Origin of the sequence: Amycolatopsis pigmentata, from assembly GCF_042684065.1 — a bacterium.
Classification (GTDB): Bacteria; Actinomycetota; Actinomycetes; order Mycobacteriales; family Pseudonocardiaceae; genus Amycolatopsis_E; species Amycolatopsis_E pigmentata.
Window position 1 is genome coordinate 509,836 of sequence record NZ_JBHUKR010000007.1, and the last position, 26,453, is coordinate 536,288.

Consider the following 26,453-nt stretch of genomic DNA (forward strand, 5'->3'; position numbering starts at 1 on the left):
AATTCAGGGATTCCGCTGGGCTGATCAGGGTCGGTAAAAACACCCGCTACCGCCGGGTACCCAAACTCTGAGTCTGCCCGGGGCACGAAGATGACCACTCGATCGACCGAGTTTAAAATCAAAGAGAACGAAACTCGCACGTCAGCGAGTTGTAAGAATAGGTCTACGCGCGGTTGCCGCCACCAACCAACCACTATCGAGTCGGTAAGTTTCGTTCCTGTCGATCTTGACAGAAACGGCTGAACGGGTCAAGTCAAGCGCCCGAACGGCCCCCTCGCCGTAAGGGCCGGCGCGGACATCACCTATACTACAATAAGTAGTACGTAAATTGCGCTGCCATCGGAGGAACGGTGATTCCTGGTTTTTCGGCGGTGGTGGCACTGGGCTCACTACTGGTCGCCGTGTGGAGTTTCGTGCTCGCGGCACGGGGCCGTGAACCGACGCGCCCCCTGCTGGCCGGCCTCGCGGTGGTGGAGGTGCTCCTCGTCGTCCAGCTCGGCGTCGGCGTGGCACTGCTCGTCGCCGGGCACCATCCGGGCAGCCTCGCGACCTACCTGGCGTACCTGATCGGCTCGCTCGTGGTTCTCCCGGTGGGCACCGTGTGGGCGCTGGCCGAACGAAGCCGGTCGAGCACCGTCGTGCTCGGCATCACCTGCCTGGCGATCCCGGTGATGGTGCTGCGGCTGTACCAGATCTGGAGCGGGGCTCATGCGTGAACGGAAGACGGCCTCGGGGCCTGGACGTGTGCTGGTCGCCGTGTACGGGATCTTCGCACTCGCCGCCACCTCGCGGGCAGGTGTGCAGATCGCGACGAAGTTCCACGAAGCACCGCTGGCGTATGCGCTTTCGGCGTTTTCCGCGGTCGTCTACGTCGTCGCGACCGTGGCGCTGGCCCGGGCTGGACGGGCCTGGTGGCGCGTGGCGGTGGGGGCGTGCACCGTCGAGCTCCTCGGCGTGCTGACCATCGGCACGCTGAGCGTGTTCGACCGGGCGGCCTTCCCACAGGCGACGGTGTGGTCGGTCTACGGAGAGGGCTATCTGTTCATCCCGCTCGTGCTGCCCGTGATCGGACTGTTCTGGCTGAGGCGGACCACCCCGTCGTAACCGCGGCGAAGGTCAGGCCGGGTGACCTCTTTCCCCACGGCCCTGCGCGCCCCGCGAGCGTGTCGACAGGGCGTACCTCAGCCCTGTACCTCACATCGGACATGCAGACGCCCTGCCGCCACGCTAGCGGACAAAACGGCGCGCTCGGTGGTTACCGGGAGTGCCGCGCCTTGGCCTGGTCAGCGAGCGCCTGCCGCAGGGCCTCGGCCTCGGCCAGGCTCACCGACTTCGCGAAACGGGCGAGCGCCGGAGCCCTGTCGCCGGTCAACTCGAGGGCGTTCAGCATCAATTCGGCCACATACTCCGCCTTGCCCACTTTGGGCAGGTACCACCATGCTCGCCCGGACCGTGTACGCCGCACGACATCCTTTTCGGCCAACCGGGCGAGTACCGTCATTACCGTGGTATAGGCGAGATTACGATCGGCCAAGTCGTCGTGCACGGCCCGCACGGTCGCCGGTTCACCGCGCGCCCACAGTACGTCCATAACGGCGCGCTCAAGATCACCCAGTCGACCGGCGGGCACCCCTCTTCCCGTCGTCACGGTTGAATCCTAAAGGATGTTCCGATTTCCCGCGCGCCATTCGGATACGCGAAGCGGGGGCCCTGGATGAACCGCGCGGACCAGAGCCGATTAATCCAATCGGCAGAGCACGCGGAAAAGCAATCAGATGAATGGATCTCCGTCTCGAGTGGACGGCACCATGCGGTCATATCCGGCACGCCGTGGCCGGGAACGCGCACCGCGATCATCATGGGATGGTGATCGAAATTCGCGCCCTCGAGCGGGACGACTGGCGGCTGTGGCGTGAGCTCCGGCCGGCGGCGCCGGCCAGGCTGGGCGGCGGGCACCGGATCATCGACGCTCCGGCTGTCGGTGATGGAGGACAACGTTCCCGCCCTCGCCATCTACCGGCGTCACGGCTTCCGGGAAGCCGGCGGCGAAGGGCGCGAACTGATCTTGGTGAAGCACCTGTAGTTTTCACAACCGGTGGCCCTGGGCCGGACCAATCACCCCGGTCCGGACCTGACCGCGTCACGCCGGTGAATCGATCACGCCTGACCGGGTAAAGTGTTCGGACATTCCGGAAATCGGCAGCTCACAGGCCTCGCGCGGCGCGTCCGGCGGCTCCGCCGGTACACCGGTCGGCCCCATCGAGGGTGTGCCATCCGGCGGACTTTGGTTACACTCTCCGTCGCTCTCAAGATCGCGGCCGGCCATTGGAAAAATGAGACCGCGTCCACCGCCTGTGTCGGCCGGGTGGCGGGACGGTCAGATCGGAATGACGTGGGCTGTTCACACGCCGTTGCTTGTCCGCTTTTCCCGCTGCTCAGCGCAAGTCTGCGCGGTTGGCGCGACTACTATTGCGACACCGAAGACCGCTGGCACGACTGCGCCAGATACAAGTTGTCCCTCACCGGGCGCCCGATACCCATCACGCTGCTGCCCAACGGGCGTGACGCTCAGCACCTCGCGCGCGCCGCCGCGGCGGCGGGGGTGGAGACCATTGAGGAAACGCGGAAACCCCCGCGCGAACCGGAGCGCCCACCCCAACGTCAACAGGCACCCGCTCCCCAACGCCAACAGGCACCCGCGCCTCAACGTCAACAGGCACCCGCTCCCCGGCGAGTGCCTCCGCCCCGCGATGATTCCTTCGCCGAAGAAGTCACGCCCTGGTTCGGGAACCAGATCGGCAGGCTCGAGCCGCCGCCACCGTCGCCCGCTCCTCGACCCCAGAAGAAGAATCCGCCTGCCGGTCCCAAGCGCCGCTGGTGGAACCGCCTCGCCGATTGGATGAGAGAACCAGCATGAGTAGCTATTGGCCGTGGTGGGCCGGCGCCGCCGGACTCGCCCTCGTGACCATCAACTACACCCTGACCACGGACACCTCCTTCGGCATCTCGTCGGCCTGGGATCGCGTCCTGCACTGGCGTGAGGAACGCAGCCTGGAAAAGCTGAACGAGGAATTCCTCGACCAGCGTGTGCTCGCCGAGGCGCTCGCGGCCGCGACCGCCGAGCAGTTCGGCACCAGCACCGCCACGCTGACGGCGCCACCGCACGGTGAGGCGCCCGCACCCGCGCAGCCGGAGGCCACCGCCGCCGTCCCCCGCCCGACGCCCGTGATCGCGCAGGCCGCTCTGCTCGTGTCCGTCTTCCTCGGCGGCTTGATCGCGGCGTTCACCTCCGGCCGGTTCAAGCTCCGCTTGGACATGGGCCAAGGTTTCCGCGACATCGTCACCCCCAACCCCCTGACCATGGTCGCCGTGCTGTTCGCGGGCGGCGTGCTCGTCGGCTTCGGGACCCGCCTCGCCGGAGGGTGCAGTTCCGGCCACGGGCTGAGTGGGTGCGGACGGCTGCGCCCGGTCAGCCTGCTCGCCACCGCCGTGTTCTTCGGCACCGCCGTTGTCGTGTCGTTCCTGCTGTGGAAGGTGATCTGATGGCTACTCGTGGCGCGGTGCTCGGCGCGAACATCGTCGGCGGGCTGACCCTGGGCTTCGTCGTCTTCAACATCGGATTCGGCGACTACTCCGAGCTGAACCGCATGTTCACCTTCCAGGACCTGCGGATGCTGTTCTCCTTCGCCGGTGCCGTCGGCATCATCGTCGTGATGTTCGCGCTGCTCCGGGTCCGCAAGACGCCGGGACGCATCCACGCCGGCGTGGTCCCGGGCGCGATCCTGTTCGGCATCGGCTGGGCGATCTCGGGTGGCTGCCCGGCGATCCCGATCATCCAGCTGGCCGGCGGCTACCTGCCTGCCCTGATCACCATCGTCGGCGTCGTCGTCGGGGTCCGGCTCTGCCGCTGGGCCAACGGGAAGTACTTCCACCTCGACCGCGGCTCCTGCGGCCTGTAGAAACACCATCGGTTCGCGGGGCGAGGGTGCTCACCTTCGCCCCGCGACTCGCATCCTGACAAATGTCACGGCGCATCCGGGATGTTCGGCATCCCTCCCGGAGACCGGCCGAAGCGAAGCTGATTCCAGGCAAGACAAGCGGGAAAAAACCCGAAAGCCTGGAGGGAAGCCGATATGACCGTCGACGTCACCGCGCCGAAGAACACCACCTCTACCAAGAACCCGTTGGTCCAGGGCCTGACGCCGCTGGTGCTCGATGTGGCCTTGCCCGTCGGCACCTACTACCTGCTGAGCCTGGGGTTCGGGCTGAACGATCTGGTCTCGCTCGGATTCGGCAGCGCGATCCCCGCCGTTCGCACGATCTGGGGTGTCGTGGCGCAGCGCCGGTTGAACCCGCTGGCCGCGCTGATGCTCGTGGTCAACGTCGCCGGGCTGCTGCTCAGTCTGCTCAGCGGTGACCCACGGCTGATGCTCGCCAAGGAGAGCGGGGTGAGCAGCGTGATCGGCGTGGTGATGCTGGCCTCGGTGGCGATGGGCCGCCCGATCATGAGCTCGGTGCTGCGGCCGCTCTTCGGCGGGGGCGACCCGGCCCGGCTGGCCGTTTGGGACCGGCTTTCGGCGACCTCTCCGGCCTTCCGGCGCGCGGAGCACACCTACACGACCATCTGGGGTGTTGTCCTGCTTCTCGAATGCGCCGTACGCATCGTCGGTGTCTACACCCTGCCCGTCCACACGATGGTCTGGCTCGGCACCGTCATCCTGGTCACCGCGCTGGCCCTGGCGTTCCGCCTCAGCTTCGCCCTGGCTGTCAAGCCGATGAAGACGCTGTTCCTCGCGGAACGCGCCGCCGGCTGAGCCGGTACGCGACAGGAGCCCGGTCCACCGGTTTTCGGTGGGCCGGGCTCCTGTCACGGGTCCGACCCGGACGGTGTGGCAATCGGCGGACTCCCCGTGAGCCACCTGGGGGCCGGTGAGACCAAGATCACGAACGGGCCACACGGCGCGCAACGACAAGCACCGACCGCCGTCTTCTCCTCTCGAGGGGACCGCCCCTGGTTGCGTCGGAGGCGGTTCACCCCAACACTACGGGCCACCATTCGTGTGAACGAGAGGACAGCAAGTGGGCATCGTCAGTTGGATCGTGCTCGGCCTGATCGCCGGTGTGATCGCCAAGCTCCTCATGCCGGGCAAGGACCCGGGCGGCTGCATCATCACCATCCTGCTCGGCATCGCCGGCGCCTTCGTGGGTGGCTGGGTCGGCAAGACGGTCTTTCACGTCCAGCTCGGGAAGTTCTTCGATCTGCGGACCTGGGTCCTGTCCGTCGTGGGCGCGCTGATCATCCTCGTCATCTACCGGCTGCTCATCGGGCGGCGCCACCACGATTGACCGGCACTTCCCGTGTCCGGCCTCGGCCACCGGCTGGCGCCGCGTCAGGCCGAGGCCGTTCATGTGGACGGCTCCCCGCTACGGACGTTTGCCGACCGCGCCCTCGACGAGTTCCACCGTCTCGCGGGGGTTTTCGACCTCGACGACGAGCCGGTCGAAATCCTCGTTGTCGAGGGTGATCACAATGGCGTTCTCGGGTTTGCGCACGTCCCAGAACACCTTGTCGCCGTCCTGGACGAACGTGCCACCGTAATAGGTCTGGTAGAGATTGGTGCCGACTCGCTTCTCGATGGTACGGGGAAACTCGTCGCGAATACCGGGATCGACCGTCGCGCCCTTGACGTGGGCGATCGGGATGGTGATCTCGCTCTTGAGCGACCACACCTTCCGCATACCGCGGATTGTCACGACGAGCTCACCGTTGTCGACGGAGACGGTTGCCATGCGATGTCCCTTCGTTGCCGCTGCTGGGAAGTCACTGCTCCTGGCCATTACGAGCTCGCCGGCTCAGCCGGTCGAAGACGATCTCCGCCACGGGCCGGTCGTGCAGGCGTTCCAGCCTGCTGACCGCGGAGTCCAGTACGCTCCGCACGGTCTGGTCGGCCGACGCGCGCTCCCAATAGGCCACCACCACAAGATCGGCGATGACACCCGGGTCTTCCCCGGCCTCGACGAGGTGGCGGAAAGCGTTGCGGAACAAGCCCGCCTTGCTCGCGAAGGCCTGATAAAGGCTGCCCCGCTTGAGTCCCGTGGCCTGCACGAGTTGGTCGATCGAGGTACCCGCATAGCCGAACCGGGCGAAGACCTCCCCGACCCGGACCAGCGTTTCACCCTCGTCGAAGTCCCGCGACCGTGCCACGACGCGACCGTACTCGATTTATGAACGATCAGTCAAGATAGGTGCCGCTCCCCGACGTCCGCTCCGAAGGCCCCGGCCAGGGCGCCGCGGGCGACGCGCCCTGGCCGGTGAAACCGACTCGGCCGGATTACCGCCGAATCGCCGTCACAGACCGACCCGCCACAACTCGTAGACGCCGACGGCGTCGAGTCTGCACTGGTGGGGGAGATCGACGTTCTGACCGGCGACCATCCTCTGGTAGCCCGCTTCACACTCGCCCGCGGTGTTGTACCAATACCCGGTGTAGTACCAACCAGAAGCCGAAGCCGGCGTCGCGGCTCCCACGATCACACCAAGCCCGACGAGGGCACCAACTACGAACTTTTTCATCACAACCCTTCCCGTACACAGAGAAGACCTACAACGAGCAAATCGACTCGCTGGCACCAGAATCCGGGCGAAGCCCGGCCAAAACCACCTGTGCCACCGCGATCTTCCCGATCTGCCAGCAAAATCTTCCCGATCTCCGCCCGGACTCACGCGGTATCTCGGAAGGCGGCGGTCGAGTCCAAACCGGACACAGCGCCTTGCCGTGTCGAACGATTTACCTTGCGGTGCTTGACATTCCCGGCACCGAGTGGATCATCCGGGACTTCGGTCGTGCGCTAGGTTTTCCGGGGTACTTCTGCGAGACTTCTTCCTGGTTCGGGGTTCTCTGACTGGCGGGAGATTTTTCGTCGTGAGGTATCGAAGATGGGGTCTGCCCGCGGTCGGCGCGCTTACCGTGGTCCTGGTCTCGACGGTGGTTCCGGCGACGGCCGCCGCCGCGGCACCGAGTACCGCCGCTGTCAGTGCCACTCCAGCCGGTTCCAGCTACACCCCGGTGGTCCCGACACGTCTGATGGACACCCGGAATTCCGGTAAAATCGCGGCCCGTAGCGGGATCGGTGTGACCGTCGGGACCGATCAGGTACCGATGGGCGCGACAGCGGTCGTACTCAACGTGACCGGCCTCGACGCCGACGCGGCTACTTACATCGACGTGTATCCGGCGGACGGCCCACCCACCAGCGCCTCCAACCTGAACATCGTTCCGGGGGACATCCGGGCCAACCTGGTGACAGTGCCGCTGGCCGCCGAGCGGGCCGAGATAATCGCGGCTGGGCCCGGGGGGCTGGACGCTGTCGTCGATCTGGAGGGTTACTACTCGCCGGGCACCGGCGCGGGGTTCACTTCGTCGGCACCGCGGCGGGTGCTCGACACGCGCGACGGCACCGGTGGCGTGTCGGGAAAGGTCCAATCCGGACAGACGGTCAGCCTTGATCTGTCGGCACAGGTGCCTCTCGGCACGACCGCGGTGGCGTTCACCCTGACCGCCGTCGATCCGACCCAGGGCAGTTATGTCACCGCGTGGCCCGGTGACGCGGCACGACCGCTGGCGTCGAACCTCAACATCGCGCCCGGCCAGATCACGCCGAACGTGGTCACGGTCGGGGTGAGCGCGGATCGCAAGGTCAACCTCTACAACAACAGTGGCGCGGTGGACCTGGTCGCCGACCTGGCGGGCTACTACTCGCCGCAGTCCACGCAGGTGTTCTATCCGCTCGATCCGATGAGGGCCCTCGATACCCGGGACGCGAACGGGAATCCGCTCACTCCGATTCCGGACAAGGGAACCCGCCCGCTGGGCCTCGGGGGCTGGCTGCCCCCGAACGCGTCGTCGGCGGTGGTGAACCTCACCGGAACGAACGTGACCGCCGCGGGCACTTTCGTCACGGCATGGCCCTCGGGGCAGACCATGCCCACGGCGTCGAACCTCAACCTCGTCGCCGGGCAGACGGCGGCGAACTTCGCGGTCGTCGCGACCGGCTCCGACGAGGGGATCAACCTCTACAACCTCAACGGGAATGTGGACGCGATCGTCGACCTGTTCGGGTACTTCGCACCGCAACTCACGCCGTGTGCGTCGAACTGCGCCTTCGCTTTGGGTACGAACCTGTACGGACGGCTCGGCAACGGCACCACGTCCGCTCTTCCCCGGTCGCCCGCTCCGGTGTTCGGATTGTCCGGAGTCACGGCGACGACTGGAGACCAGGCCAAGGGGTATGCACTGCGGTCGGACGGCACGGTGTGGGCCTGGGGCGTGAACAGCGGTGGCGAACTCGGCAACGGCACGTCGGGGACTGCCGTTGTCCCGGGGCCGGGTGGCGGACAGCCATTCGACTCGCCGGTACCCGTCCAAGTCAACGGACTCTCCGATATCACGGCCATTGCGCTCGGTTTCGCCCTGCGGTCCGACGGAACCGTCTGGTCCTGGGGCCCCAACTACATGTGGCGTCTCGGCGATGGCAACACCGACGAGAACGGGAGTGCGCCGACTCCCGTTCAGGTCACCGGCCTGACCGGCGTGGTCGCCATCGCCGGAAATCCGAGTAACGGATACGCGCTCAAATCCGACGGCACCGTCTGGTCGTGGGGCGAGAACGTCCAGGGCGAACTGGGCAACGGCACCAGTGGGACGTCGAACACCTGCGTGGAAGGCCAGGGTATCTCGCCGAACGGACCGAACTGTGCCTCCGCCGTCCCGGTCCAGGTGTCGGGGCTGACCGGGGTGACCAAGATCGGGCTGGGTTTGGCGGCAAAATCCGACGGCACCGTTTGGCGATGGGGACCGCGCGGCAGCACCCAGCAGCAGGACAATGTCCCGGTCCAGGTGCCAGGTTTGACCAACGTCACGGCGTTTGCGGGGATAGGCCCGAGCACGTACTACGCCCTCCGCTCGGACGGCACGGTGTGGGCGTGGGGCGACAACACCTGGACGGGAGCCCTCGGAAACGGCACTACGTGCTCGACGAATTCCTGCTACACGACCGACCCGGTGCAGGTCACGGGACTGACCGGGGTCACGGCCGTCTCGGCGGGCGTGGTCACCGGATACGCCTTGCGGTCCGATGGCACGGTATGGGCCTGGGGCGGCGGACAGGACGGTGCACTCGGTGACGGGCAGCTGTTCACGTCCTCCTCGGTGCCGGTGAGGATCGCCGGTCTGTCCGGAGTCTCCGCGATAGGGGACTTCGGGTATTCGGTCGTCCCGTAGCGACGAGGAGGTCCGGCCGGGATTCTCGCCCGGCCGGACCCGCTTCCGGGATCCGCGCGGGCTACGGTTGGCCCGTGAGGGCACCGGCAATCGTCCAGCGACTCGGCCCCGCTGCCCTCATGGGGAGCGGATTGCTGGTGGTGGGCGTCTCCGGCTACGGCTTCCTCGCGCTCGCCGGGCACACGCTGTCCACGGCGGACGCGTCCGCCGTCGCCTCGCTCTACCTGCTGATCAACATCATCGGGCCGGGTGTGTTCTCGGCGCTGGAGCAGGAGACGAGCCGGAACGTCAGCGCGCAACTCGCTCGCGGCGCCGACACCGCGATGGTTCGGCGGCGGGCCCTGGCCGTCGGAGGCGGGCTGGTCCTGATCGTCGTGATCGCGCTGCTCGCCGCGTCGCCGCTGCTGGTCCCGAAAGCACTCGGGGGCCAGTGGGCGCTGTTCGGCGCGCTCGTCTTCGGGTCGGTGACCTCGGCGGCCGTGTATCTCGTTCGCGGCCTGCTGGGCGGCAGCCGACGCTTCGGCGGTTACGCGGCCACGCTCGCCATCGAAGGTGCCGCGAGGTTGCTTCCCTGCCTCGTCGTCGCCGCGGCGGGCGTGCCGCACGCGGCGGTCTATGCACTGCTTTTCGCGGCAGGCTCCCTTTTCGGTGCCGCCGCCGGACTGCCGGGCCTGCGCGGAAACGGGACGGGAACGGACAGGTCCGGTTCTGTCGCGACGATGGCGCGGGCCACGTCGGTTCTGGTGGGATCGACCTTGCTGGCCCAACTGGTGGCCAACCTCGCCCCGGTCGTGGTGACCGGCCGGCTGACCACCGACACCGCGACCGCCGCCGCCTTCGCCTCGGCCTTCGTCCTGGTCAGGGTGCCGTTGTTGGTGTTCGCGCCGGTGCAGGCCATGCTTCTGCCCACCCTGACCGCGGCGGCCACCCGGGGCGAACGGGCGACGATGCGACGGAGCCTCCGGCTGATGCTGGTCGCGGTGGGTGTCGTCGCGATCGCCGGTGTGCTGGCCTCGCTGGTCCTCGGCCCCTGGGCGGTGCAGGTGTTCTTCGGTGCGCACGTGCGGTTGCCGGCACCGATGCTCGGCACACTCGCGCTGGGCACGGGCGGATTGATGGTGGCTCAGGTCCTGCAGCCCGCGCTGGTGGCGCTGGACCTGCACCGCGCGGCCACGCTCTCCTGGTTGCTGGGCTCGATGACCCTGACCGGATTGCTCTTCCTGCCAGGGGATCCGTTGCGCGCGGCGGTGCTGGCCCAGTTGAGTGGGGCCGTGATCGTCGTCGCGGGAATGGGAACCGCACTGTCTTCCGCACTGAGGGGGCGGTGGCATAAGGTCCCGCTGTGCGAAGACAATCTCCAGGCGGACGTGTTCTGATCATTGTTCCCGCTTGGAACGAGGAAAGTTCTGTCGGCCGCACCGTGGGGGAAATCCGCAGTGCCCTGCCGGACTTGGACGTACTCGTGGTCGACGACGGTTCGACGGATTCCACCGCCGCCAAGGCGAAGGAAGCGGGCGCCGTCGTCCTGCAGCTCTCCTACAACCTCGGCGTCGGCGGCGCGATGCGCGCCGGATTCCGGTACGCGCTGCGGAATGGTTACGACACGGCGGTACAGGTCGACGCCGACGGGCAGCACGATCCTCGTGAAGTTCCGGCATTGCTGGAAAAGCTGGACGACGCCGACATCGTGATCGGCGCCCGGTTTTCCGGTGACGACGGGTATCCGGTCCGTGGTCCCCGCAGGTGGGCGATGGCGGTGCTGGCCAAGGTCATCTCCCGCCTTTCCCGGACCCGGCTGACCGACACCACCTCCGGGTTCCGGGCCACCGGCCCGCGTGCGCTGCGTCTGTTCGCCGAGCACTACCCGGTCGAATATCTCGGTGACACGATCGAATCCCTCGTGATCGCCCTGCGCGCCGGATGCCGGATCACGCAGGTGAGCGCGCGGATGCGGCAGCGTAGCGACGGGCATCCCAGCCACCGGCCGTGGAAGGCGAGTGTCTACCTGTTCCGGGCCGGTTTCGCCCTGCTGCTCGCGCTGGTCCGGCGTTGGGACCTGCCGGTGAGCAAGGTCGCCGTTCCGGCCGCGGAGGGAGCGTGAGCTCCTATCTGGTCGGGCTCGTCGGCAGTCTCCTTGTCCTGGCCGGAATCTTCGAGCTCCTGCGGCGACGACAGCTCAGCGAGAAGTACGCGGTGCTGTGGCTGGCCGTCGGGCTGGTCGTGCTGGTCCTGACCATCTTCCCCCGCCTGCTCACCGCGCTCACCGCGGCGACCGGCATCGCCCTGCCGACGAACCTGCTCTTCTTCGTCGCCATCACCTTCCTCGTGCTGGTCGCGCTGCACCTGTCCTGGGAACTGTCCAGAGTGGAGCACGAGACCCGCAAACTCGCCGAGGATCTGGCCATCCTCCGGCTCGAGTTGGACGAGTACAAACGACGGCAGAACCACCATGACGACAGTTGACATCCTGATGCCGTACTACGGCGACGATTCCCTTATGCGAGAGGCGGTGCGGAGCGTCCTGCGCCAGGACGATCCGCGCTGGCGGCTCACCGTCGTCGACGACGGCAGCGTGCCCGGCGTCGCGGAATGGTTCGCGACGCTGGGCGATACGCGGGTCCGTTACCTGCGCAACGAGCGCAATCTCGGGGTCACCGGGAACTTCAACAAATGCCTCGACCTGGCCGAGCACGAGTTGACCGCGTTGATGGGCTGCGACGACCGGATGCTGCCGAACTACGTCGCGACCGTGATCGCGGTGCACGAATCCGTCCCGGAGGCGGCGATCATCCAGCCCGGGGTCCGCCTGATCGACGACGAAGGGCGGCCGACGCGGACGCTGGTCGACGAGGTGAAGCGGCGGGTGTACGCGCCGAAGTTCCGCGGTCGCATGGTCATGGACGGTGAACGGCTGGCGTTGAGCCTGACGCGCGGGGACTGGTTGTACTTCCCGTCGCTGTGCTGGCGGACCGACCGGTTGAAAACGGTCCGGTTCCGCGACGATCTGCGCGTGATCCAGGATCTCGCACTGCTGCTGGAACTCGTACGGCGTGGCGAGCGGCTTGCCGTGGACGACACGGTCTGCTTCGAGTACCGGCGTCACGCGGCGAGCGAGTCTTCGGCCACGGCTCAGGAGGGTTCCCGGTTCGCCGAGGCGGAGGGGTTCTTCCTCGAAACCGCCGACTGGTTGCAGGCTCACGGTTGGCGGCGCGCGGCGCGAGCGGCGCGCCTGCACCTGTCGTCACGACTGTTCGCGCTGACCCTGATCCCGGGCGCCGCGGACAGGAAAGGGTTGGCGCGCCACGCCTTCGGTAGAGTCCGGCGGGTGACGGTTCCCGGATCCACCGACGGCTCGGAGTACACCCAGCGCTTGATGCGGCTCGAACAGCCGTTGTGGAAGCGCTTGTTCGACGTACAAGCGCCCTACCGATGGAATGTGCGGCGGATCTTCGGTGACCGTGAGGTGCTGGACGTGGGCTGTGGTCTGGGCCGTAACCTCGCGCACCTGGCGCCACGTGGTGTCGGCGTCGATCACAACGAGCATTCCGTGGACGTGTGCCGTGGTCGTGGCCTCACGGCGTTCACGACCGAGGAGTTCGGCGACACGGAATACGCGCGCCCCGGCCGGTTCAGCGGGATGCTCGCCGCGCATCTGATCGAGCACATGCCGCGAGCCGAAGCCGTGAAGGTCCTCTCCGGGTACCTCGACTTCCTGGCGCCCGGGGCACGGGTGGTGTTCATCTGCCCGCAGGAGCGCGGGTACACCACCGACAGCACGCACGTCGAGTTCGCCGACTTCGACGCGCTGGCCGACGTCGCGCGGCAACTGGGCCTCACCGTGGTGCGCAGGTTGTCGTTCCCGTTCCCGAGGAGCGCCGGGAAACTGTTCCCCTACAACGAGTTCGTGCTCATCGCGAGCAAGCCGTGATCTCGTAGAGTTTGAGCGGACCGTCCTCGGTGATCGGCCGGAAGCCCGGCCGGCCGCCGGGGTCGGCGAGTCCGGGGTACTTCTTGCGGGCCGGCGAGTCCGGCCAGAACACGTTGTCACCGGTGACGAAATACCGCACGCCGAGGCGTTCGGCGGCCGGGCACACCTTCGGATCGGTCGCCGCGTCGATGAGGTGCGCGCCCAGATAGTCCTGATCCGCCGTGGTGGCGATGTCCAGGTGCACCATCAGCGTCTTGCGGTCCTCCAGTGCCCACAGCAGGGCGCTGCCGTTCCACGGATCCCCGGCCACCAGGGCGCCGGGCGGGATCTGGGCCTTGATCCGGTCGAAGAAGGCGTGCTCTCGCCCGTCGACCAGGAGCACGGAGCGGTCGCTGAACGGATGGATGTACCAGGTGGCCAGCGCGGTGATGTGGCTGGACAGGTACAGGCCGAACGTGGCCGCGACGGTGACGGCGGCAAGTCCGACCGCGACCGGTGTCCGCCAACCTGCGGGCGACACGCGGCCGATCCACTTCGCGAGCAACAGGATCGCCACGACGGCCAGCGGCACCGCGGTGATGGGCACCATCGCGGCAAGCCGGTAGGAGTCGTTGTACCAGTAGCCGGTGAACTTCTGGGTCGACGGCGTGTTCACCGACGCCGACAGCACGTACAGCACCGCGGAAACGATTTGACCGGCTACCAGCCAGAACCGGTTCGAAGACCGGAGGGCGGCCAGCGCCCCCAGCAGAACCAGCGCGGACAGCAGCCACAGCGAGTCGTATCCGTCGGTGGCATTGCGGAGAACCTGGCCCACGGCCTGTGACGGCGTGGCGACCGGGTTCCAGTGGAAGCTCCGCACGGCCGCGAAGACCGGCGTGGTGGCGGCCCACCACCAACCGAGCAGGAAGATCGCGACGGCGACCGCGATCTCCGCGACGCCCCGCCAGCGCAGGCGCAGCGCACGGCGGATCAGCGCGGTGAAGACGGGGAACACCGCCAGGACGACGACGCTGAAGAGAACGTTGGGGTGCGCGAGCGCCAGTGCGACCGCGACCACCGGCGACAACGCCCACGCCCGCGCGCGGCCGATGGCGTCGTCCGTGGCCAGGCCGCACACCGACACCACCACGGCGAGTGCCGACGGCGCGATCGACATGCCCAGGAGGTTCGGCCACAGCACGCCCCAGCCGAGCAAGCTCCAGGGGAACGCGGTGAACCCGAGGCTGAGCACACCGGTGATCGCCATCGCCGCGGGGGACCGGCCGATCACCTGACGCACCAGGAACAGGCACGACAGCGGCCAGAGCACCAAAGCGACCGAGGCGGCCACGAGATTCGTCGCGACGGGAATGCTCGTGCCGGTCGTCAGCACCACCAGCGAAACGAGATCGTGCCATGCCCCGGGATAGAACGTCTCGGGAACACCGGGCACGCCGAGGGCGCCCATGCTCAGCGACGACGCGTTTCGCGTGTCCAGGATCCACGCGACCGCGTTGTAGTGGAACACCGCGTCGAACGTCTGTGACAGCATGTCGGGCTCGCCGAAGCCGCGCACGACCGTCCATACGCCGAGAAGGCCGGCGGGTACCAGGCCGAGCACCGCGGCGAGGGTGACCGCGCGTGGATCCGATGGGCGGGCCGGAGCCCGGCGGCGGACGACGAACGCGACCGTGGCGGTCACCAGCGCGATCACGCCACAGACGCCGGCGACCAAGGGTGCCGACCACGGCACCGACAGTTTCCTTGCCACGACGGCAAGTCCCGCGGTCTCCGCGATGGTCACGACCGGCGCGATGGCCCAGGCGGCGATGCCGCGCAAGCCGATGCCATAGGTGACCAGAAGTCCGGGCACGAGCAGCCACGCGATGCTCACCAGACCGATCGGCAGCGACGCGGACCAACTCATCGTTTCTTTCTTTCCTCCGAACGGCTCGGGGTCCCAGGCGTCGCCGGGACCCCGAGCACATTAGGCGATCAGTTCGACGCGTAATAGCCGAACAGGTCGGCCACGAGCTGGACGTTTCCCGAGTGGTTGTAGAAGTCGATCGCCGGACCGTTCACCGGAGCCACGACCGCGTTGGGGATCGTCTGTCCCGCAACGAAGTTCAGGTTCGATGAGGCCGGACGCGCGACACCCGAGGGATAGACGGTGACGAAGCTCCCGTCGGTCGGCTCGGTCACCGTGACGTTCAGCACCAGTGCCGCCGCACTGGACAGGGGCCCGGTGTTGCCCTGCCCGGCCGTGTCGGTCAGTGGCAGCGCGAGCACTCCGCCGCCCCCGATCGGCGTGACCTGACCCACGGCGACTCCCTGGCCACTGCGAGTGTCCAGCAAGCGCTGCGGCGCGGAAGCGTGGAACTTGTACCCCGTGCCACCGTTGGTGAAGTAGCCGAAAATGTCGGCCACGACGTGGACGTTGCCGAACCGGTTGAAGATGTCCACCGCGCCATCCGACCCGACCGGAACGGTCACCAGATTCGGAATCGTCTGCCCCGCATCGAAATTCAGGTTCGACGACGCCGGCTGAGCCTGCCCATCAGGGTAAAGCGTCAGGTAACCGCCGACAGTAGATTCAGTCGCGGTCACGTTGAGAACCACCGCGGTCACACCACTGGCAGGCACACCATTGGACCCGGCCAACGGCAACTTCAACGTCCCACCAGGTCCGATCGGGCTGGTGCCGGGAACCCCGATCGCCGACCGCGTGTCCAGCACCCGCGCGGGAGTCATCGGCTGGAAGAGACTGCCGCCGCCCGTCGAGTAGTAGCCGAAGAGGTCGGCCACGACGTGGACGTTGCCGAACCGGTTGAAGATGTCCACCGCGCCATCCGCCCCGACCGGAACGGTCACCAGGTTCGGAATCGTCTGCCCCGCAACAAAGTTCAGGTTCGACGACGCCGGCTGCGCCTGCCCATCCGGGTAAAGCGTCAGATAACCATCAGCAGTGGGTTCAGTCGCGGTCACGTTGAGAACCACCGCGGTCACACCACTGGCAGGCACACCATTGGACCCGGCCAACGGCAGGCTCAACGTTCCACCGGGACCGATCGGACTGGTGCCCGGAACCCCGATCGCCGACCGCGTGTCCAGCACCCGCGCCGGAGCCACGGGTGTGAAGGAACTGCCCACCGAGGCCGGTTTCGCGGAGCAGAGGGTTTCCACCAGCGTGGGAGCCTTGGGCGTGCCGAGACCGGTCGCGAGGTCGTAACCGCTGCCGGCCGCGTAAAGCCCACCGGTGTAGCCCGACGCCGTGACGTCGTTGTTGCCGGTCGTCACGTCCGAGAGCAGGCCCGCGTTCTGGTACAGGGCCGGGTTGACCAGGCCAAGCGGCCCGTTCGCCGCGCAGGAGTGGCTGGCGTCGGCCAGCGCCACGATCGCCGCCCACAAGGGAGCCGCCCCGCTCGTCCCGCCGATGATTCCCCAGTACTGGTTCCCGGAACCGTCCTGTCCGAAGGCGAACAGGTAGCCGGTGTCCGGGTCCGCCAACGCGGACACATCCGGTACCTGCCGGCAGGTGGCGCCGCTCGCGGCACCGCAGACGTTGCTGTAACCGGCGCCTTGGACACCACTCTGGTAGTTCGCCGCGCCCGACAACGACTGGTACCGCGACACACCGCCGCCGGTCGCCCCGGGCGGGTTGCTCGTGGTGTTCCAGGTGGTCTGGGTGACGGTGGAACCGCCGGGCGGCAGTGTCATACGAGTACCGCCGACCGCCAGGACGCCGGGCTGGCTCGCGGGGTCGTCGGTGGTCAGATCCGCGCTCGTCGGGGTGGTGGTGCCGTGGAAACACCCGGTGGACCCGGAATCGCCCGACGCCGCGACCACCGTCTGGCCCTGCGCGGCCGCCGCGGCGAACACCGTCGCCTCGGAGTTCCTGAGGGTCGGGTCGTAGATCTGCAGGTCGGAGTCGCACATTCCCCAGGACGTGGAGATCACCTGCACGGCGTCGTCGGTGACCATCCGGCGCAGGACATCGAGGTACTGCGCCGGAGTCGGGTTGTCGGGGCCCTGGTAGACCTTGACACTCGCGCCCGGCGCCATGCCGATCACGGTTTCGATGTCCAGCGCGGACTCGAGCCCGACATCAGTGGTCACGCTGGGGGGTGCCGTCGGGCCACCGTCCACCCTGACCGCGGAAACCTGCGCGCTGGTGCCGAAGCACTGCTGGTAGGCCGCGATATCGGCAGGCGAATAGTTTTCCAGCTCGAACACACCGACGGTGACGCCGCTACCGGTGTTGCCGTAGGAGCTGTACAGCTGGTTCGTGGCGTAGGCGTAGCTCGCGGAAAGAGTCTGCGGCTCCCAGTATTGCTGGGTGTCGGTCAACCCGTTACTGGCCAGGAGGTTGGCGATACTGGAGCAGTACGACGGTGCCGCCGAGTTGGGTTGGGCAGCGTGGGGCGTGACCGCGTCCTTGGGCGCCGTCACCTGGTGCCGGGGCGCGACGTGATGCGCCACGGGCTTGACGAAGTCGTTGAGGCCGACGATGCCGGTGACCGCCCCCTTGACCGAGGACGCCACCTGCGGCGCGGCGGTGTTGGCGTAGGTGGTGCGACCATCGGCGAGCCGGTAACCCGCGAAGCCGGTGTGCAGGGCTTCCCCCGCCTTCGCGACGGTGGTGTCCACGGGGATGGACATGCCGTCCGCCGACGGCTGCCCCGGTGTGAGGCCCTGTTCCTTCAGCGCGGCGGTGACCACGTCGATCGTGGCCTTGGTCGCGCCGAACACCGAAGCGAACTGTCCCTTGCCCAGGTACTGGTGATACCGGGGCGAGCCGGGCGTCGATACGGACGTCACGAAGGCCTGCAGTGCCGCCGGGTCACGCGGGGCGAGTTCAACGTCGAGATGCAGGGGCTTGGCCGCGTCGGGCGCCGCGATCGGCACCGCGCCGCTGGGCACGGCGGGTGCGGTGCCGACCGGCTGCGGCTGCTGGCCGGCGTAAACGTCCGCCGCGGTCGCGATCGGGGCCTGGCCGATCGAAATGCCCAGCGCGATGGCGGCGGCTACGGCGACTCCGCGCTCTCGACGGCGGTTGGTGGGTCTGCCGGTTCGCGGCAGCATCGACTCATCGGCGAAAGACTTCGCCATTCAGTCCTCCTTGAAGGCAAGCTGGATCGCACGACTCCACGCGGGGACCGGAGCAAGGCGCATGACAACGCGTCATTGCACGGCTTTGACTCACTCGGTCAGCACCGAACAAGACCCCCAGAAGCGGAACGAGCACACGGACAGTAACAGGTTCGGGACCCTAAAGTCGCACTTTTCGATAACGCTTTCGGGGGCGGAAGGTGAAACAGATCACCACCCGAAGAATGTCGACTAAATGACTTGACGGAAGGGAAGCGGAGCCTCACACGGCGAGACTCCGTTCAACGACGATGGCACAGCCACCGCACGTCCGGCTCAACCGCGGCCGTCATCATCAAACATCAACTGCCGGTATCCGGTGCAAACACAACGGTCGTCCATCTCGAAAATGCCTGACGTATGGTCTATACCAGGTCATCCTGGACAGCAATACGCCACACGTACGCAGGCCGTCAACAACGCGGCAAGCCAGGCTGACAGAAAGGAAACCGGCTACTGGGGAAATGGGTGATCTGGTCCCCTAGTTTCTCGGTCTTGTTGAAGACGGGGAGGACGAAGATCAGCGCGAACACCACGAACAACACCAGTCCGACGACAAAGGCGATGATGCTGAGCTTGACATAGACCTTGATGCCGTCGTTGAGGGTCTCGCCGAGGTCGCGCCCGCTGAAGAAGGCGCGCGACGTCCCGGGCTGGACCGGTCTCCCTCGATGCCGGCCGCCCGGCTTCAGGCGCTGTGCGATGCGGTGACCAGGGGCCGATAGGCTGGCTGCCATGCTCGGGGTGTGGCTTGAGGAACCCGGCGGACCGTGGACGCTGCGAGAGGTCGCCGATCGGAAAGTGTTGCCGGGCGGCGTCCTGGTTGATGTCCTCGCCGTGCGCGTACCGTCCTACACCCGCGACGTCTTGACCGGCGAACTGGGCTACGACCTGCCGACTCCGCTTGTCCCCGGGCCGACCTGTATCGGCCGTGTCCGCGATGTCGCCGACGACGTATTCGGTGTCGCGGTCGGTGAGGTGGTGTTGTGCAACTCGCTGTATTCATCGGGTGAGGTGCTGGGCTCGCCGGACGAGATTCTCATCGGCTGGACCGGCACCGGCAGCGACCGTTCGGCGCGCATGCAACAACGCTGGCGTCATGGCAGCTTCGCCGAGCGCGCCTGTTACCCGGCCGCCTGCGTGACGCCTTTGCCCGGCGCTGAGGAGTGGGCGCGGCCGGAACTGTTGCCCTTCCTGGCCTCGCTGGCCATCGCTGACGGAGGTTTGCGTCGCGGTGGATTGCGCGGTGGGCAATGCGTCGTTGTCAACGGCGCGACCGGCAACCTCGGCGGTGCGGGTGTGCTCGCGGCTTTGGCCCGCGGCGCGGCACGCGTAGTCGCCACCGGACGCCGGCAGGAGGCGTTGGCCGCGCTGCGACAGCTCGACCCGCGGGTACGGGTCGTGCCGCTTTCCGGTGATCGCCTCCTGGATCGCGACGCCATCCATGCCGAAACCGACGCCGGGGCCGACCTGGTGCTCGACGTCATCGCCCACACCCCCACGACCGATCCCACTCTGGCGTGCATCGATGCGCTGCGGCTGCGGGGAACCGCGGTCCTGGTCGGTGGTGTTCGCCACGAAATCGCCCTGCCCTACCAACGTATCCAGCGCCAACAGCTCACCATCACGGGCTCGTTCATGTTCGACTCCACCACCGCACTACAGGTGTGGCAGCTCGTGCGCGCCGGCGCCTTGGATCTCAGCCCCGTGCGTGCCCACACCTTCGGCCTGGACGAATTCGATGCGGCCATGGACGCCGCCGCGTCGTTGAGCGGCCTGGACTACGCGGTGTTGCTTCCCCGACCGTGACGTCGCTCAGAACAGGGTCGCGGGCCTGACCGGTTCCGGCTCCGGCAGCGCGTCGAGGACGGGCACCAATGCCCGCACGTCGTCGTGGAACCGGCGTGCGAGCGCCGGCGCGTCGTCGTTGTCGGGGGTGTGCACGAAGACCGTTGGCGACCGGCCCTCGCGCAGCCAGCCGGCGACCACCCTCGTCCACGGCCGCCACCCCTCGACGGTCTCCTCGATCGAGTCCCGGCCCAGGTAACGGAGGATCGGGCGGTCGGTCAACGCCCGCGTCCGCCGCGGCAGTCGCGGTTTCTTGACCCAGGCATCCCGCTCGGCCTCACTGGTCGGCGGGTTCCGGAAGAAGACCGTGGTGTCGAACGGCACCCACTCGGCGTCTGCCTCGGCGAGCGCCCGCTCCAGCAGTGACGTCGAGCCGGCGTCGGTGAAGAACGCGGGGTGGCGCACCTCCACGGCACGTCGGCGGTCGGTGGGGAGCCGACGCAGGAAGCGGCCGAGGGCGTCGATGTCCGAAGGGCCGAAGGAGCCGGGCAGTTGGGTCCACAGGACCGCCCGTTCGCCGAGGGGTTCCATCGCGTCCAGGAACGCCCGCATCTCGGCCTCGACACCGACGAACCGGCGCTCGTGCGTGACGACCTTGGGCAGCTTGACCATGAACCGGAAATCGGCGTCGATCTGCTGCGCCCAAGCCTCGACGGTGTGTCGGGCGGGGGTCGCGTAGAAGGTGGTGTTGCCCTCGACCGCGTTGCACCAGCCGGCATAGGCCCGCAGGCGCTCCTTGGCCGGCAACGACTGCGGCAGGAACCGCCCTGGCCACGCCTTGTGGGTCCACATCGCGCAACCAACATGAAGACGTGCCATGCCACCGGCCTCCCCTCGGTCGTCAGTGAAAACTACCGGCTGCCGAGTTCTCCGGGACGCTGGGCTGGGACGAACGTTGGCCCGGGTTGTCGGCAAACGAGAGTGATTCGATACTGGCGAGGATCGCGACTGGGTGGCCAAGGAGACCGCGGTGAACAAGTACGACATCAAGAAGGCCCATCACGTGCTCTACTCGGCGCCGTCAAACGAGTTCACCGTCATCGACGTGCCTGAACTCCGGTACATCGCAGTGGATGGCCGAGGTGATCCGAATACCTCCACCGCGTACGCGAACGCGGTCGAAGCTCTCTACAGGGTGGGATACACGCTGAAGTTCGCCAGCAAGAACACCCTCGGCCGAGACTTCGTCGTCGGCCCGTTGGAGGGACTGTGGCGAGCCGACGACCCCACCGTTTTCCTCACGCGGAGCAAGGAATCATGGGAGTGGACCATGATGATCAGCCAGCCGGACTGGATCACCGGGGAAATGGTCCAGACCGCCATCGACACCGTCACGAGAAAGAAGCACAACCCCGCACTGGCAGGTGTCCGGCTGCTGCCCCTCACCGAGGGGACCTGCGTCCAGATCCTGCACATCGGCTCCTACGACGACGAGACGCCCACTCTGGACCGCCTCCACAACCACTACCTTCCCGGCAACGGCCTCACCTTCAACGGCGACCATCACGAGATCTACCTCAGCGACCCACGTCGCACAGCACCCGCCAAGCTCAAAACGATCCTGCGGCAGCCCGTCAAGACCGTATAGCGAGCCCTTCGACCGGCTTGGCGGTCATCTCAACGTCAACCGCGGCGGCGGAGTGCAGAGCCGCACCAATTCATCAGGCGCCATCGACGCTATCGGTTCCAGGCGGAGAAGGTAGCGGGTCACGATGAGCCCGGCGAGTTGCGCGCAGAACGCTCCGGCACGTTGACGGGCGTCGGCACCGCCGATCCGGTCGGCGAGCTTGCCGACCATTTCCCGCTCGATCATTTCCTTCACCAGTACGGCGAACGCGTCGTCGTGCGCGACCCCTGCGATGAGGGCCCGCAGCGGCGCGCCCTGTTCCGGGTCCTCCCACAGGGAGAGCAGGCCGCGCAGCGCACGCTGAGGAAAGGCGGCCGGCTGATGGAACCGACCGTAACACCGACCAACCTCGGTAACCTTGACGCGGCGATGGGAATGGGGGCTCGCGAATGAGCGGTTTCGAAGGCGCCGTGCTCATGCTCGGCTCGGCGGTCGTGAAGAGCGCGGCGAAATTGTGGCTCGGCGACCGGACGGTGGCCGCGGACGCCGCCGCACAGGCTGTCGACCTGCTGGCCGCGCGCACGGCGAGCGCCGTCGAGCAGCGCCGGTTGCGGCGGATGTTCGAGCAGATGGAAGAGATCGTCGCCGAACGGCTCGCCCCGCTGGCGGAACACGAGTTCCGCGGCATGCCGGAGCACGAGCGACTCGCCGCGCTCGAAGCCGTCTCCGAGACCTTCGCCGCCGCCGCGTTGAGCGATGCCGACCTGTTCACCGCCGACCTCGACGCCGGCTTCGTCTGTCGTTACCTGCGGCGCGCCGTGCCCGGCGTGCCCGAGCGGTTCCTGCTCTCGGCGGACGCAACCGAGTTCTACCATCGCGTACTGCGGGAATCGTGTGCCTACCTCGTGCAGATCGTGACCACCCTGCCGCGGTTCCAGACCAGCGCGCTGACCGAACTGCTCCGGCGCGAAACCCAGGTCCTGGAACTGCTGCGGGAGGTGCTGGCCCGGCTGCCGCAGTCTCGTTCCGCCGGGGACTTCGAGGCCGATTACCGGCGGCAGGTCGTGACGGTACTGGATCGGATGTCGCTTTTCGGTGCCACGATCGGCGCGTCGAGCCGACAGTACCCGCTGTCGGTCGCCTATCTCAGCCTGGGCGTGGTGACCGAGGACGCCGACAACCGGCAGGGGTTCGGCGATATTTTCGAGGACGACGACGCCGTGCCTGTGGGACTGGCACGGATCGAGGAAATCTTGCCACGGACCACGAGGTTGCTCGTCCGTGGCGAGGCGGGGTCGGGCAAGACCACGCTGTTGCAGTGGATCAGTGTCCGGTGCGTGCAAGGCGACCTCGCCGACCTGCCCGGCTGGGCCGACGTCGTTCCGTTCTTCATCCGGCTGAGGCGCTACGCCTCCGCTCCCTTTCCCGCGCCGGAAGCGTTTCTGACCGAGGTGGGACGCCACATCGCGGATGAGATGCCTGACGGCTGGGTGCACGACCAGCTCCGGTCAGGGCGCGCGGTCGTCCTCGTCGACGGGGTGGACGAGTTGGTCGAGTCTCGTTGGCGTGAAGTGGCGCAATGGCTGCGTGAACTGATCGCCGCGTTTCCGGCGGCCCGGTATGTGGTGACCTCGCGGCCCGGCGCCGTGGAAGCGGCGTGGCCGAGGGAAGAACAGTTCGTCGTGGCGGAACTGCAGCCAATGCAGCCGCGGGACGTCACCGCGTTCGTGCACCGGTGGCACGAAGCCATGCGGGCACAATCCCTCGACGACGACGAGCGACGCAAGCTCGACGAGGTTGAAGCACGGCTCGCCGCCACACTCCTGGACCGGCGAGGGTTACGCCGCATCGCCAGGAACCCGCTGCTCTGTGCGCTGTTGTGCGCGTTGCACCGGGACCGCAACGCGCAACTGCCCGAAAACCGCATGGAGCTCTACGAAATCTCATTGCACCTGTTGCTGGAGCGCCGGGACAAAGAACGTGGACTCCCGCATCCGCAAGGTTTGTCGCGCATCGAGCAGACGTTGTTGCTGCAGGACATCGCCTACTGGCTCGTGCGCAACGGCTGGTCCGACGCCGAGACCGACCGTGTCTTCGAGCGGGTGCGGGTTGACCGGCCTGCGTCAACTGGAGTGCCGATTCAGGAGCGGGCACGGTGACTGGGAGTTCATGCGTTTCCTGCCACAGGTGCGGGGTGTCGCGGCCGCCGACCCGAACCTCCATGATCTCACGCCGTTCGCCGCGGCGAACTTGAACTTCCTCGCGATTCTCGGCGACCGTACCCGGTCCGAACCCCTCGACCTCGCGCCACTCGCGAACGCGCGCACGCTCGCTCGCATCGATCTGCTGGTCCCGACGTACAACTACGCGCGGCTCGCGGCACTGCCCAATCTCGTCGGTCTCCAGCTTGACCGATTCGGCGACGTGACCGCGCTCGCCGAACTGCGCGGTCTGACCGAACTCGAGCTCGTAGGCCTGCGCAGAGTCAAGGGGCTGCGCGACCTGACCCCATTGACGTTTCTCGACCACCCGCGGTGGTTCGGTCTGCACCATTGCACCGAACTGGTCGACGCGACAGTTTTGACTCGCTGGGCCGGCACCCTCCGGCGGGTCTGGTTGCGCGACAGCCCACTGCTGGACCCGGCCCCCTTAGCCGCGCTGACCGACCTGGAACTGCTCGACCTTTCCGGTTCAGCCGTAGAAGATCTCAGCGTGGTCGCGAAACTGAAGTCGTTGCGAACGCTCCGCCTCACCGACCACCACCCGCTGCCCGATCTCGCGCCGCTACGCGAACTTTCTGCGCTTCGCGACCTCTGGCTCTACGACAGTTCCGACATCGACCTGTCACCCCTGGCCGGGCAGGAACAGCTCACCGTCTATCTCACGCGCGGCCAGTCAGCCCACGGCGCCGACCTGCTCGGTCCCGGAAGCCGGGTCGTCAGTCGCGGCTCTCGCAGCAGCGTCGCGCCGAGGCCGGGGAACAGATAGTCGCGAATGTGGTGGCGATAGCGGCGGTCAGACCAGGGGCCGACCTGTCCGTGATCACCTGTTGGCCGAAGGTGATCACACCACGCCGCCGCAGGCTCCGAACACGCGCATCAGCGGACGCTTGACCGCGTTCACGATCTTTTGCTCTGGGAATGCCGAGACCCACGGCGAAGAAGCAACATTCCCGGGGCCGCGAAACGTTTGGTACGTAACACCTCATGGGCGGCCGCCCAGAAGGTCACACCGGCTTCACACGGAGCCCGGTGCGGTGACTGGTGGGATAACGGGGGCGACGACATGACGTGGGACGAGCCGACCCGCAGGCTGAAACCCGTCCGGCGGGTCCGGACCGGTGTGCTCGCCGGCCGGGTTGTGCTGGGTGTGGTGGCGACGCTGGTGCTCGCGCTGACCGGCTACGGGTGGTCACTGAGCCACGGCCTGGCCACCGGCCTGAACACATCGGGCGCGCTGGCCGGCGAAGCCCGCTCGGCCAACGGGGACACCAACATCCTGATCATGGGGCTGGACTCGCGGCTGGACGAGAACGGAAACCCGCTGCCGAAAGACATCTACGACGCCCTGCACGCCGGCACGCAAAGCGACGGCGGCTACAACTCCAACGTGCTGATGCTGCTGCACGTGCCGGGCGACGGCAGCAAGGCCACCTCGATCTCCATCCCCCGCGACGACTACGTCGACATCCCCGGTTGCCCGCTGCGGCAATGTCACGGCAAGATCAAACAGGCCTACGGGCTGGCCTTCGAAGCCCAACTGGAGAAGCTGCTGGCGCAAGGTGTCACCGACGGGGCCAGGCGCTACCAGCAGGCCCGCGAAACCGCCCGCAAGGCCGAAATCGACACCGTCCGCCAATTCCTCGGCGGCGTGACCGTCGACCATTTCGTCGAGGTCACCATGGTGGCCTTCTTCCAGGTCGCCCAGGTGGTCCAGCCGATCACCGTGTGTCTCAAGGAAAACACCCAGGACAGCTGGTCCGGCGCGAACTTCCGGGCCGGGCAGCAGCAGATCGACGCCGAACAGGCCATCCGGTTCGTCCGGCAGCGCCGCGACACCTCAGGCTCCGGCCTTGATTTCACCGACCTCGACCGCGAGGTCCGCCAGCAAGCCTTCATCGCCTCACTCGCCTACCAACTCAAACAGGGCGGCGCATTCACCAACCCGGCCAAACTGCAGGGCCTGCTCGACGTCGCCAAGCGCAACATCGCCATCGACTCCGGCCTCGATCTGCTGTCCTTCGCCGGCCAGGCCGCCAACCTCACCAGCGGCAACATCACCTTCACCACACTGCCCGTGCAGCGCTTCGGCCAGGACTCCTCCGGCGAGGACGTCAACTACGTCGATCTCGACCAGATCCGCGCCACCATCCGCCACCTCATCGGCACCAGCGCCGGCACAGCCGCCCCACCCACCGTGACCGCCACACCCACCCACACCGCCCACACCGGAACGTCCGCACCCAGCCCCAAGCCCACCCCGCGCAGCAGCCAGGACAACGGCAACACCCCGAGCACGCCCAGCGGCATCGGCGGCGGCGGCATCCCGTGCGTGAAGTAAGACCCCTGCGTCGCAGGGTGTACGAGGGCGCGCCTGTTGACGCCGAAGACCGACGGGCACCACCGATCCAGAGCTGGCCGCCACCATCGTCAATGCCCGCACCCAACGGGGCGAACCGTTCGCCGACGTGGACGAACTG

Annotated in this window: 26 protein-coding genes; 17 read left to right on the forward strand and 9 right to left on the reverse strand. The window is 67.4% G+C overall.

Annotated features, from left to right (window positions below; all coding sequences use genetic code 11):
• Positions 1–350: 350 nt before the first annotated feature.
• Positions 351–716, forward strand: a complete 366-nt coding sequence (locus ACFSXZ_RS15355) for a hypothetical protein (RefSeq protein ID WP_378265667.1) — start codon at positions 351–353, stop codon at positions 714–716.
• Positions 709–1,104: a hypothetical protein gene (locus ACFSXZ_RS15360; RefSeq protein ID WP_378265669.1), complete on the forward strand. Its 396-nt coding sequence runs from the start codon at positions 709–711 to the stop codon at positions 1,102–1,104. Before ACFSXZ_RS15355 ends, ACFSXZ_RS15360 begins: the two co-directional genes overlap by 8 nt.
• Before the next feature lie 151 nt (positions 1,105–1,255).
• On the opposite strand, the gene ACFSXZ_RS15365 is transcribed toward ACFSXZ_RS15360, so the two are convergent.
• Entirely contained in the window at positions 1,256–1,630 is a 375-nt protein-coding gene (locus ACFSXZ_RS15365) for a BlaI/MecI/CopY family transcriptional regulator (RefSeq protein WP_378266471.1), read from the reverse strand.
• A 282-nt stretch (positions 1,631–1,912) separates the two neighbouring features.
• Between ACFSXZ_RS15365 and ACFSXZ_RS15370 the strand changes: the two genes are divergently transcribed.
• The 5 genes from ACFSXZ_RS15370 (at position 1,913) to ACFSXZ_RS15390 (ending at position 5,346) form a co-directional block, all read left to right on the forward strand.
• Complete coding sequence (locus ACFSXZ_RS15370) at positions 1,913–2,083, forward strand: hypothetical protein (RefSeq protein WP_378265671.1); 171 nt, start codon at positions 1,913–1,915, stop codon at positions 2,081–2,083.
• An 830-nt stretch (positions 2,084–2,913) separates the two neighbouring features.
• Complete coding sequence (locus ACFSXZ_RS15375) at positions 2,914–3,543, forward strand: YeeE/YedE family protein (RefSeq protein ID WP_378265673.1); 630 nt, start codon at positions 2,914–2,916, stop codon at positions 3,541–3,543.
• Positions 3,543–3,959, forward strand: a complete 417-nt coding sequence (locus ACFSXZ_RS15380; RefSeq protein ID WP_378265675.1) for a YeeE/YedE thiosulfate transporter family protein — start codon at positions 3,543–3,545, stop codon at positions 3,957–3,959. The genes ACFSXZ_RS15375 and ACFSXZ_RS15380 overlap by 1 nt, the downstream gene beginning before the upstream one ends.
• A 174-nt stretch (positions 3,960–4,133) precedes the next feature.
• A complete protein-coding gene (locus ACFSXZ_RS15385) occupies positions 4,134–4,814 on the forward strand; it encodes a VC0807 family protein (protein ID WP_378265677.1) in 681 nt (226 codons plus the stop codon).
• Between the two features lie 265 nt (positions 4,815–5,079).
• Positions 5,080–5,346, forward strand: a complete 267-nt coding sequence (locus ACFSXZ_RS15390) for a GlsB/YeaQ/YmgE family stress response membrane protein (protein WP_378265679.1) — start codon at positions 5,080–5,082, stop codon at positions 5,344–5,346.
• A gap of 78 nt (positions 5,347–5,424) precedes the next feature.
• Here ACFSXZ_RS15390 and ACFSXZ_RS15395 read toward each other — a convergent pair whose 3' ends face one another.
• The 3 genes from ACFSXZ_RS15395 to ACFSXZ_RS15405 form a co-directional block, all read right to left on the reverse strand.
• Positions 5,425–5,790: a hypothetical protein gene (locus ACFSXZ_RS15395; RefSeq protein ID WP_378265681.1), complete on the reverse strand. Its 366-nt coding sequence runs from the start codon at positions 5,788–5,790 to the stop codon at positions 5,425–5,427.
• 31 nt (positions 5,791–5,821) lie between these two features.
• Positions 5,822–6,205 carry a TetR/AcrR family transcriptional regulator gene (locus ACFSXZ_RS15400; RefSeq protein ID WP_378265683.1) on the reverse strand — a complete coding sequence of 128 codons (384 nt, stop codon included), beginning with the start codon at positions 6,203–6,205 and terminating at the stop codon, positions 5,822–5,824.
• A gap of 144 nt (positions 6,206–6,349) precedes the next feature.
• Positions 6,350–6,574 (reverse strand): hypothetical protein, encoded by a 225-nt coding sequence (locus ACFSXZ_RS15405; protein ID WP_378265685.1) that lies wholly within the window; start codon positions 6,572–6,574, stop codon positions 6,350–6,352.
• A gap of 349 nt (positions 6,575–6,923) precedes the next feature.
• Between ACFSXZ_RS15405 and ACFSXZ_RS15410 the strand changes: the two genes are divergently transcribed.
• The 5 genes from ACFSXZ_RS15410 to ACFSXZ_RS15430 all read left to right on the forward strand — a co-directional run bounded on the left by ACFSXZ_RS15410 (position 6,924) and on the right by ACFSXZ_RS15430 (position 13,209).
• A complete protein-coding gene (locus tag ACFSXZ_RS15410; protein ID WP_378265686.1) occupies positions 6,924–9,281 on the forward strand; it encodes an RCC1 domain-containing protein in 2,358 nt (785 codons plus the stop codon).
• A 74-nt stretch (positions 9,282–9,355) separates the two neighbouring features.
• On the forward strand, positions 9,356–10,657 hold the full coding sequence (locus ACFSXZ_RS15415; protein WP_378265688.1) for a lipopolysaccharide biosynthesis protein: 1,302 nt from the start codon (positions 9,356–9,358) through the stop codon (positions 10,655–10,657).
• Complete coding sequence (locus ACFSXZ_RS15420) at positions 10,624–11,382, forward strand: glycosyltransferase family 2 protein (RefSeq protein WP_378265690.1); 759 nt, start codon at positions 10,624–10,626, stop codon at positions 11,380–11,382. Before ACFSXZ_RS15415 ends, ACFSXZ_RS15420 begins: the two co-directional genes overlap by 34 nt.
• Positions 11,379–11,744, forward strand: a complete 366-nt coding sequence (locus ACFSXZ_RS15425; protein WP_378265692.1) for a DUF2304 domain-containing protein — start codon at positions 11,379–11,381, stop codon at positions 11,742–11,744. Before ACFSXZ_RS15420 ends, ACFSXZ_RS15425 begins: the two co-directional genes overlap by 4 nt.
• On the forward strand, positions 11,731–13,209 hold the full coding sequence (locus ACFSXZ_RS15430) for a glycosyltransferase (protein WP_378265694.1): 1,479 nt from the start codon (positions 11,731–11,733) through the stop codon (positions 13,207–13,209). The genes ACFSXZ_RS15425 and ACFSXZ_RS15430 overlap by 14 nt, the downstream gene beginning before the upstream one ends.
• On the opposite strand, the gene ACFSXZ_RS15435 is transcribed toward ACFSXZ_RS15430, so the two are convergent.
• The 3 genes from ACFSXZ_RS15435 to ACFSXZ_RS15445 all read right to left on the reverse strand — a co-directional run bounded on the left by ACFSXZ_RS15435 (position 13,190) and on the right by ACFSXZ_RS15445 (position 19,076).
• Positions 13,190–15,118 (reverse strand): DUF6541 family protein, encoded by a 1,929-nt coding sequence (locus ACFSXZ_RS15435; RefSeq protein ID WP_378265696.1) that lies wholly within the window; start codon positions 15,116–15,118, stop codon positions 13,190–13,192. The two genes, ACFSXZ_RS15430 and ACFSXZ_RS15435, sit on opposite strands and share 20 nt — an antisense overlap.
• Positions 15,119–15,186: 68 nt before the next feature.
• Positions 15,187–18,300, reverse strand: a complete 3,114-nt coding sequence (locus ACFSXZ_RS15440; RefSeq protein ID WP_378265698.1) for a S53 family peptidase — start codon at positions 18,298–18,300, stop codon at positions 15,187–15,189.
• A 452-nt stretch (positions 18,301–18,752) separates the two neighbouring features.
• The gene (locus ACFSXZ_RS15445; protein ID WP_378265700.1) at positions 18,753–19,076 is read right to left on the reverse strand and encodes a hypothetical protein; all 324 of its coding nucleotides are present in this window, start codon (positions 19,074–19,076) and stop codon (positions 18,753–18,755) included.
• On the opposite strand from ACFSXZ_RS15445, the gene ACFSXZ_RS15450 reads away from it, so the two are divergent.
• Positions 19,075–20,148 carry a zinc-binding dehydrogenase gene (locus ACFSXZ_RS15450; protein ID WP_378265702.1) on the forward strand — a complete coding sequence of 358 codons (1,074 nt, stop codon included), beginning with the start codon at positions 19,075–19,077 and terminating at the stop codon, positions 20,146–20,148. The two genes, ACFSXZ_RS15445 and ACFSXZ_RS15450, sit on opposite strands and share 2 nt — an antisense overlap.
• Positions 20,149–20,154: 6 nt before the next feature.
• Here the strand turns inward: ACFSXZ_RS15450 and ACFSXZ_RS15455 are convergent, their stop codons facing one another.
• Positions 20,155–20,979 (reverse strand): DUF72 domain-containing protein, encoded by an 825-nt coding sequence (locus ACFSXZ_RS15455; RefSeq protein WP_378266472.1) that lies wholly within the window; start codon positions 20,977–20,979, stop codon positions 20,155–20,157.
• Positions 20,980–21,139: 160 nt separating this feature from the next.
• Between ACFSXZ_RS15455 and ACFSXZ_RS15460 the strand changes: the two genes are divergently transcribed.
• Positions 21,140–21,775: a GyrI-like domain-containing protein gene (locus tag ACFSXZ_RS15460; RefSeq protein WP_378265703.1), complete on the forward strand. Its 636-nt coding sequence runs from the start codon at positions 21,140–21,142 to the stop codon at positions 21,773–21,775.
• A gap of 24 nt (positions 21,776–21,799) precedes the next feature.
• On the opposite strand, the gene ACFSXZ_RS15465 is transcribed toward ACFSXZ_RS15460, so the two are convergent.
• A complete protein-coding gene (locus ACFSXZ_RS15465; RefSeq protein ID WP_378266473.1) occupies positions 21,800–22,108 on the reverse strand; it encodes a TetR/AcrR family transcriptional regulator in 309 nt (102 codons plus the stop codon).
• 95 nt (positions 22,109–22,203) lie between these two features.
• Here ACFSXZ_RS15465 and ACFSXZ_RS15470 point away from each other — a divergent pair, with 95 nt between their 5' ends.
• The 3 genes from ACFSXZ_RS15470 (at position 22,204) to ACFSXZ_RS15480 (ending at position 26,314) form a co-directional block, all read left to right on the forward strand.
• Entirely contained in the window at positions 22,204–23,913 is a 1,710-nt protein-coding gene (locus ACFSXZ_RS15470; RefSeq protein WP_378265705.1) for an NACHT domain-containing protein, read from the forward strand.
• A 10-nt stretch (positions 23,914–23,923) separates the two neighbouring features.
• Positions 23,924–24,742 (forward strand): hypothetical protein, encoded by an 819-nt coding sequence (locus ACFSXZ_RS15475; protein WP_378265707.1) that lies wholly within the window; start codon positions 23,924–23,926, stop codon positions 24,740–24,742.
• A 297-nt stretch (positions 24,743–25,039) separates the two neighbouring features.
• A complete protein-coding gene (locus tag ACFSXZ_RS15480) occupies positions 25,040–26,314 on the forward strand; it encodes an LCP family protein (protein ID WP_378265709.1) in 1,275 nt (424 codons plus the stop codon).
• The last annotated feature ends 139 nt before the right edge of the window (positions 26,315–26,453 follow it).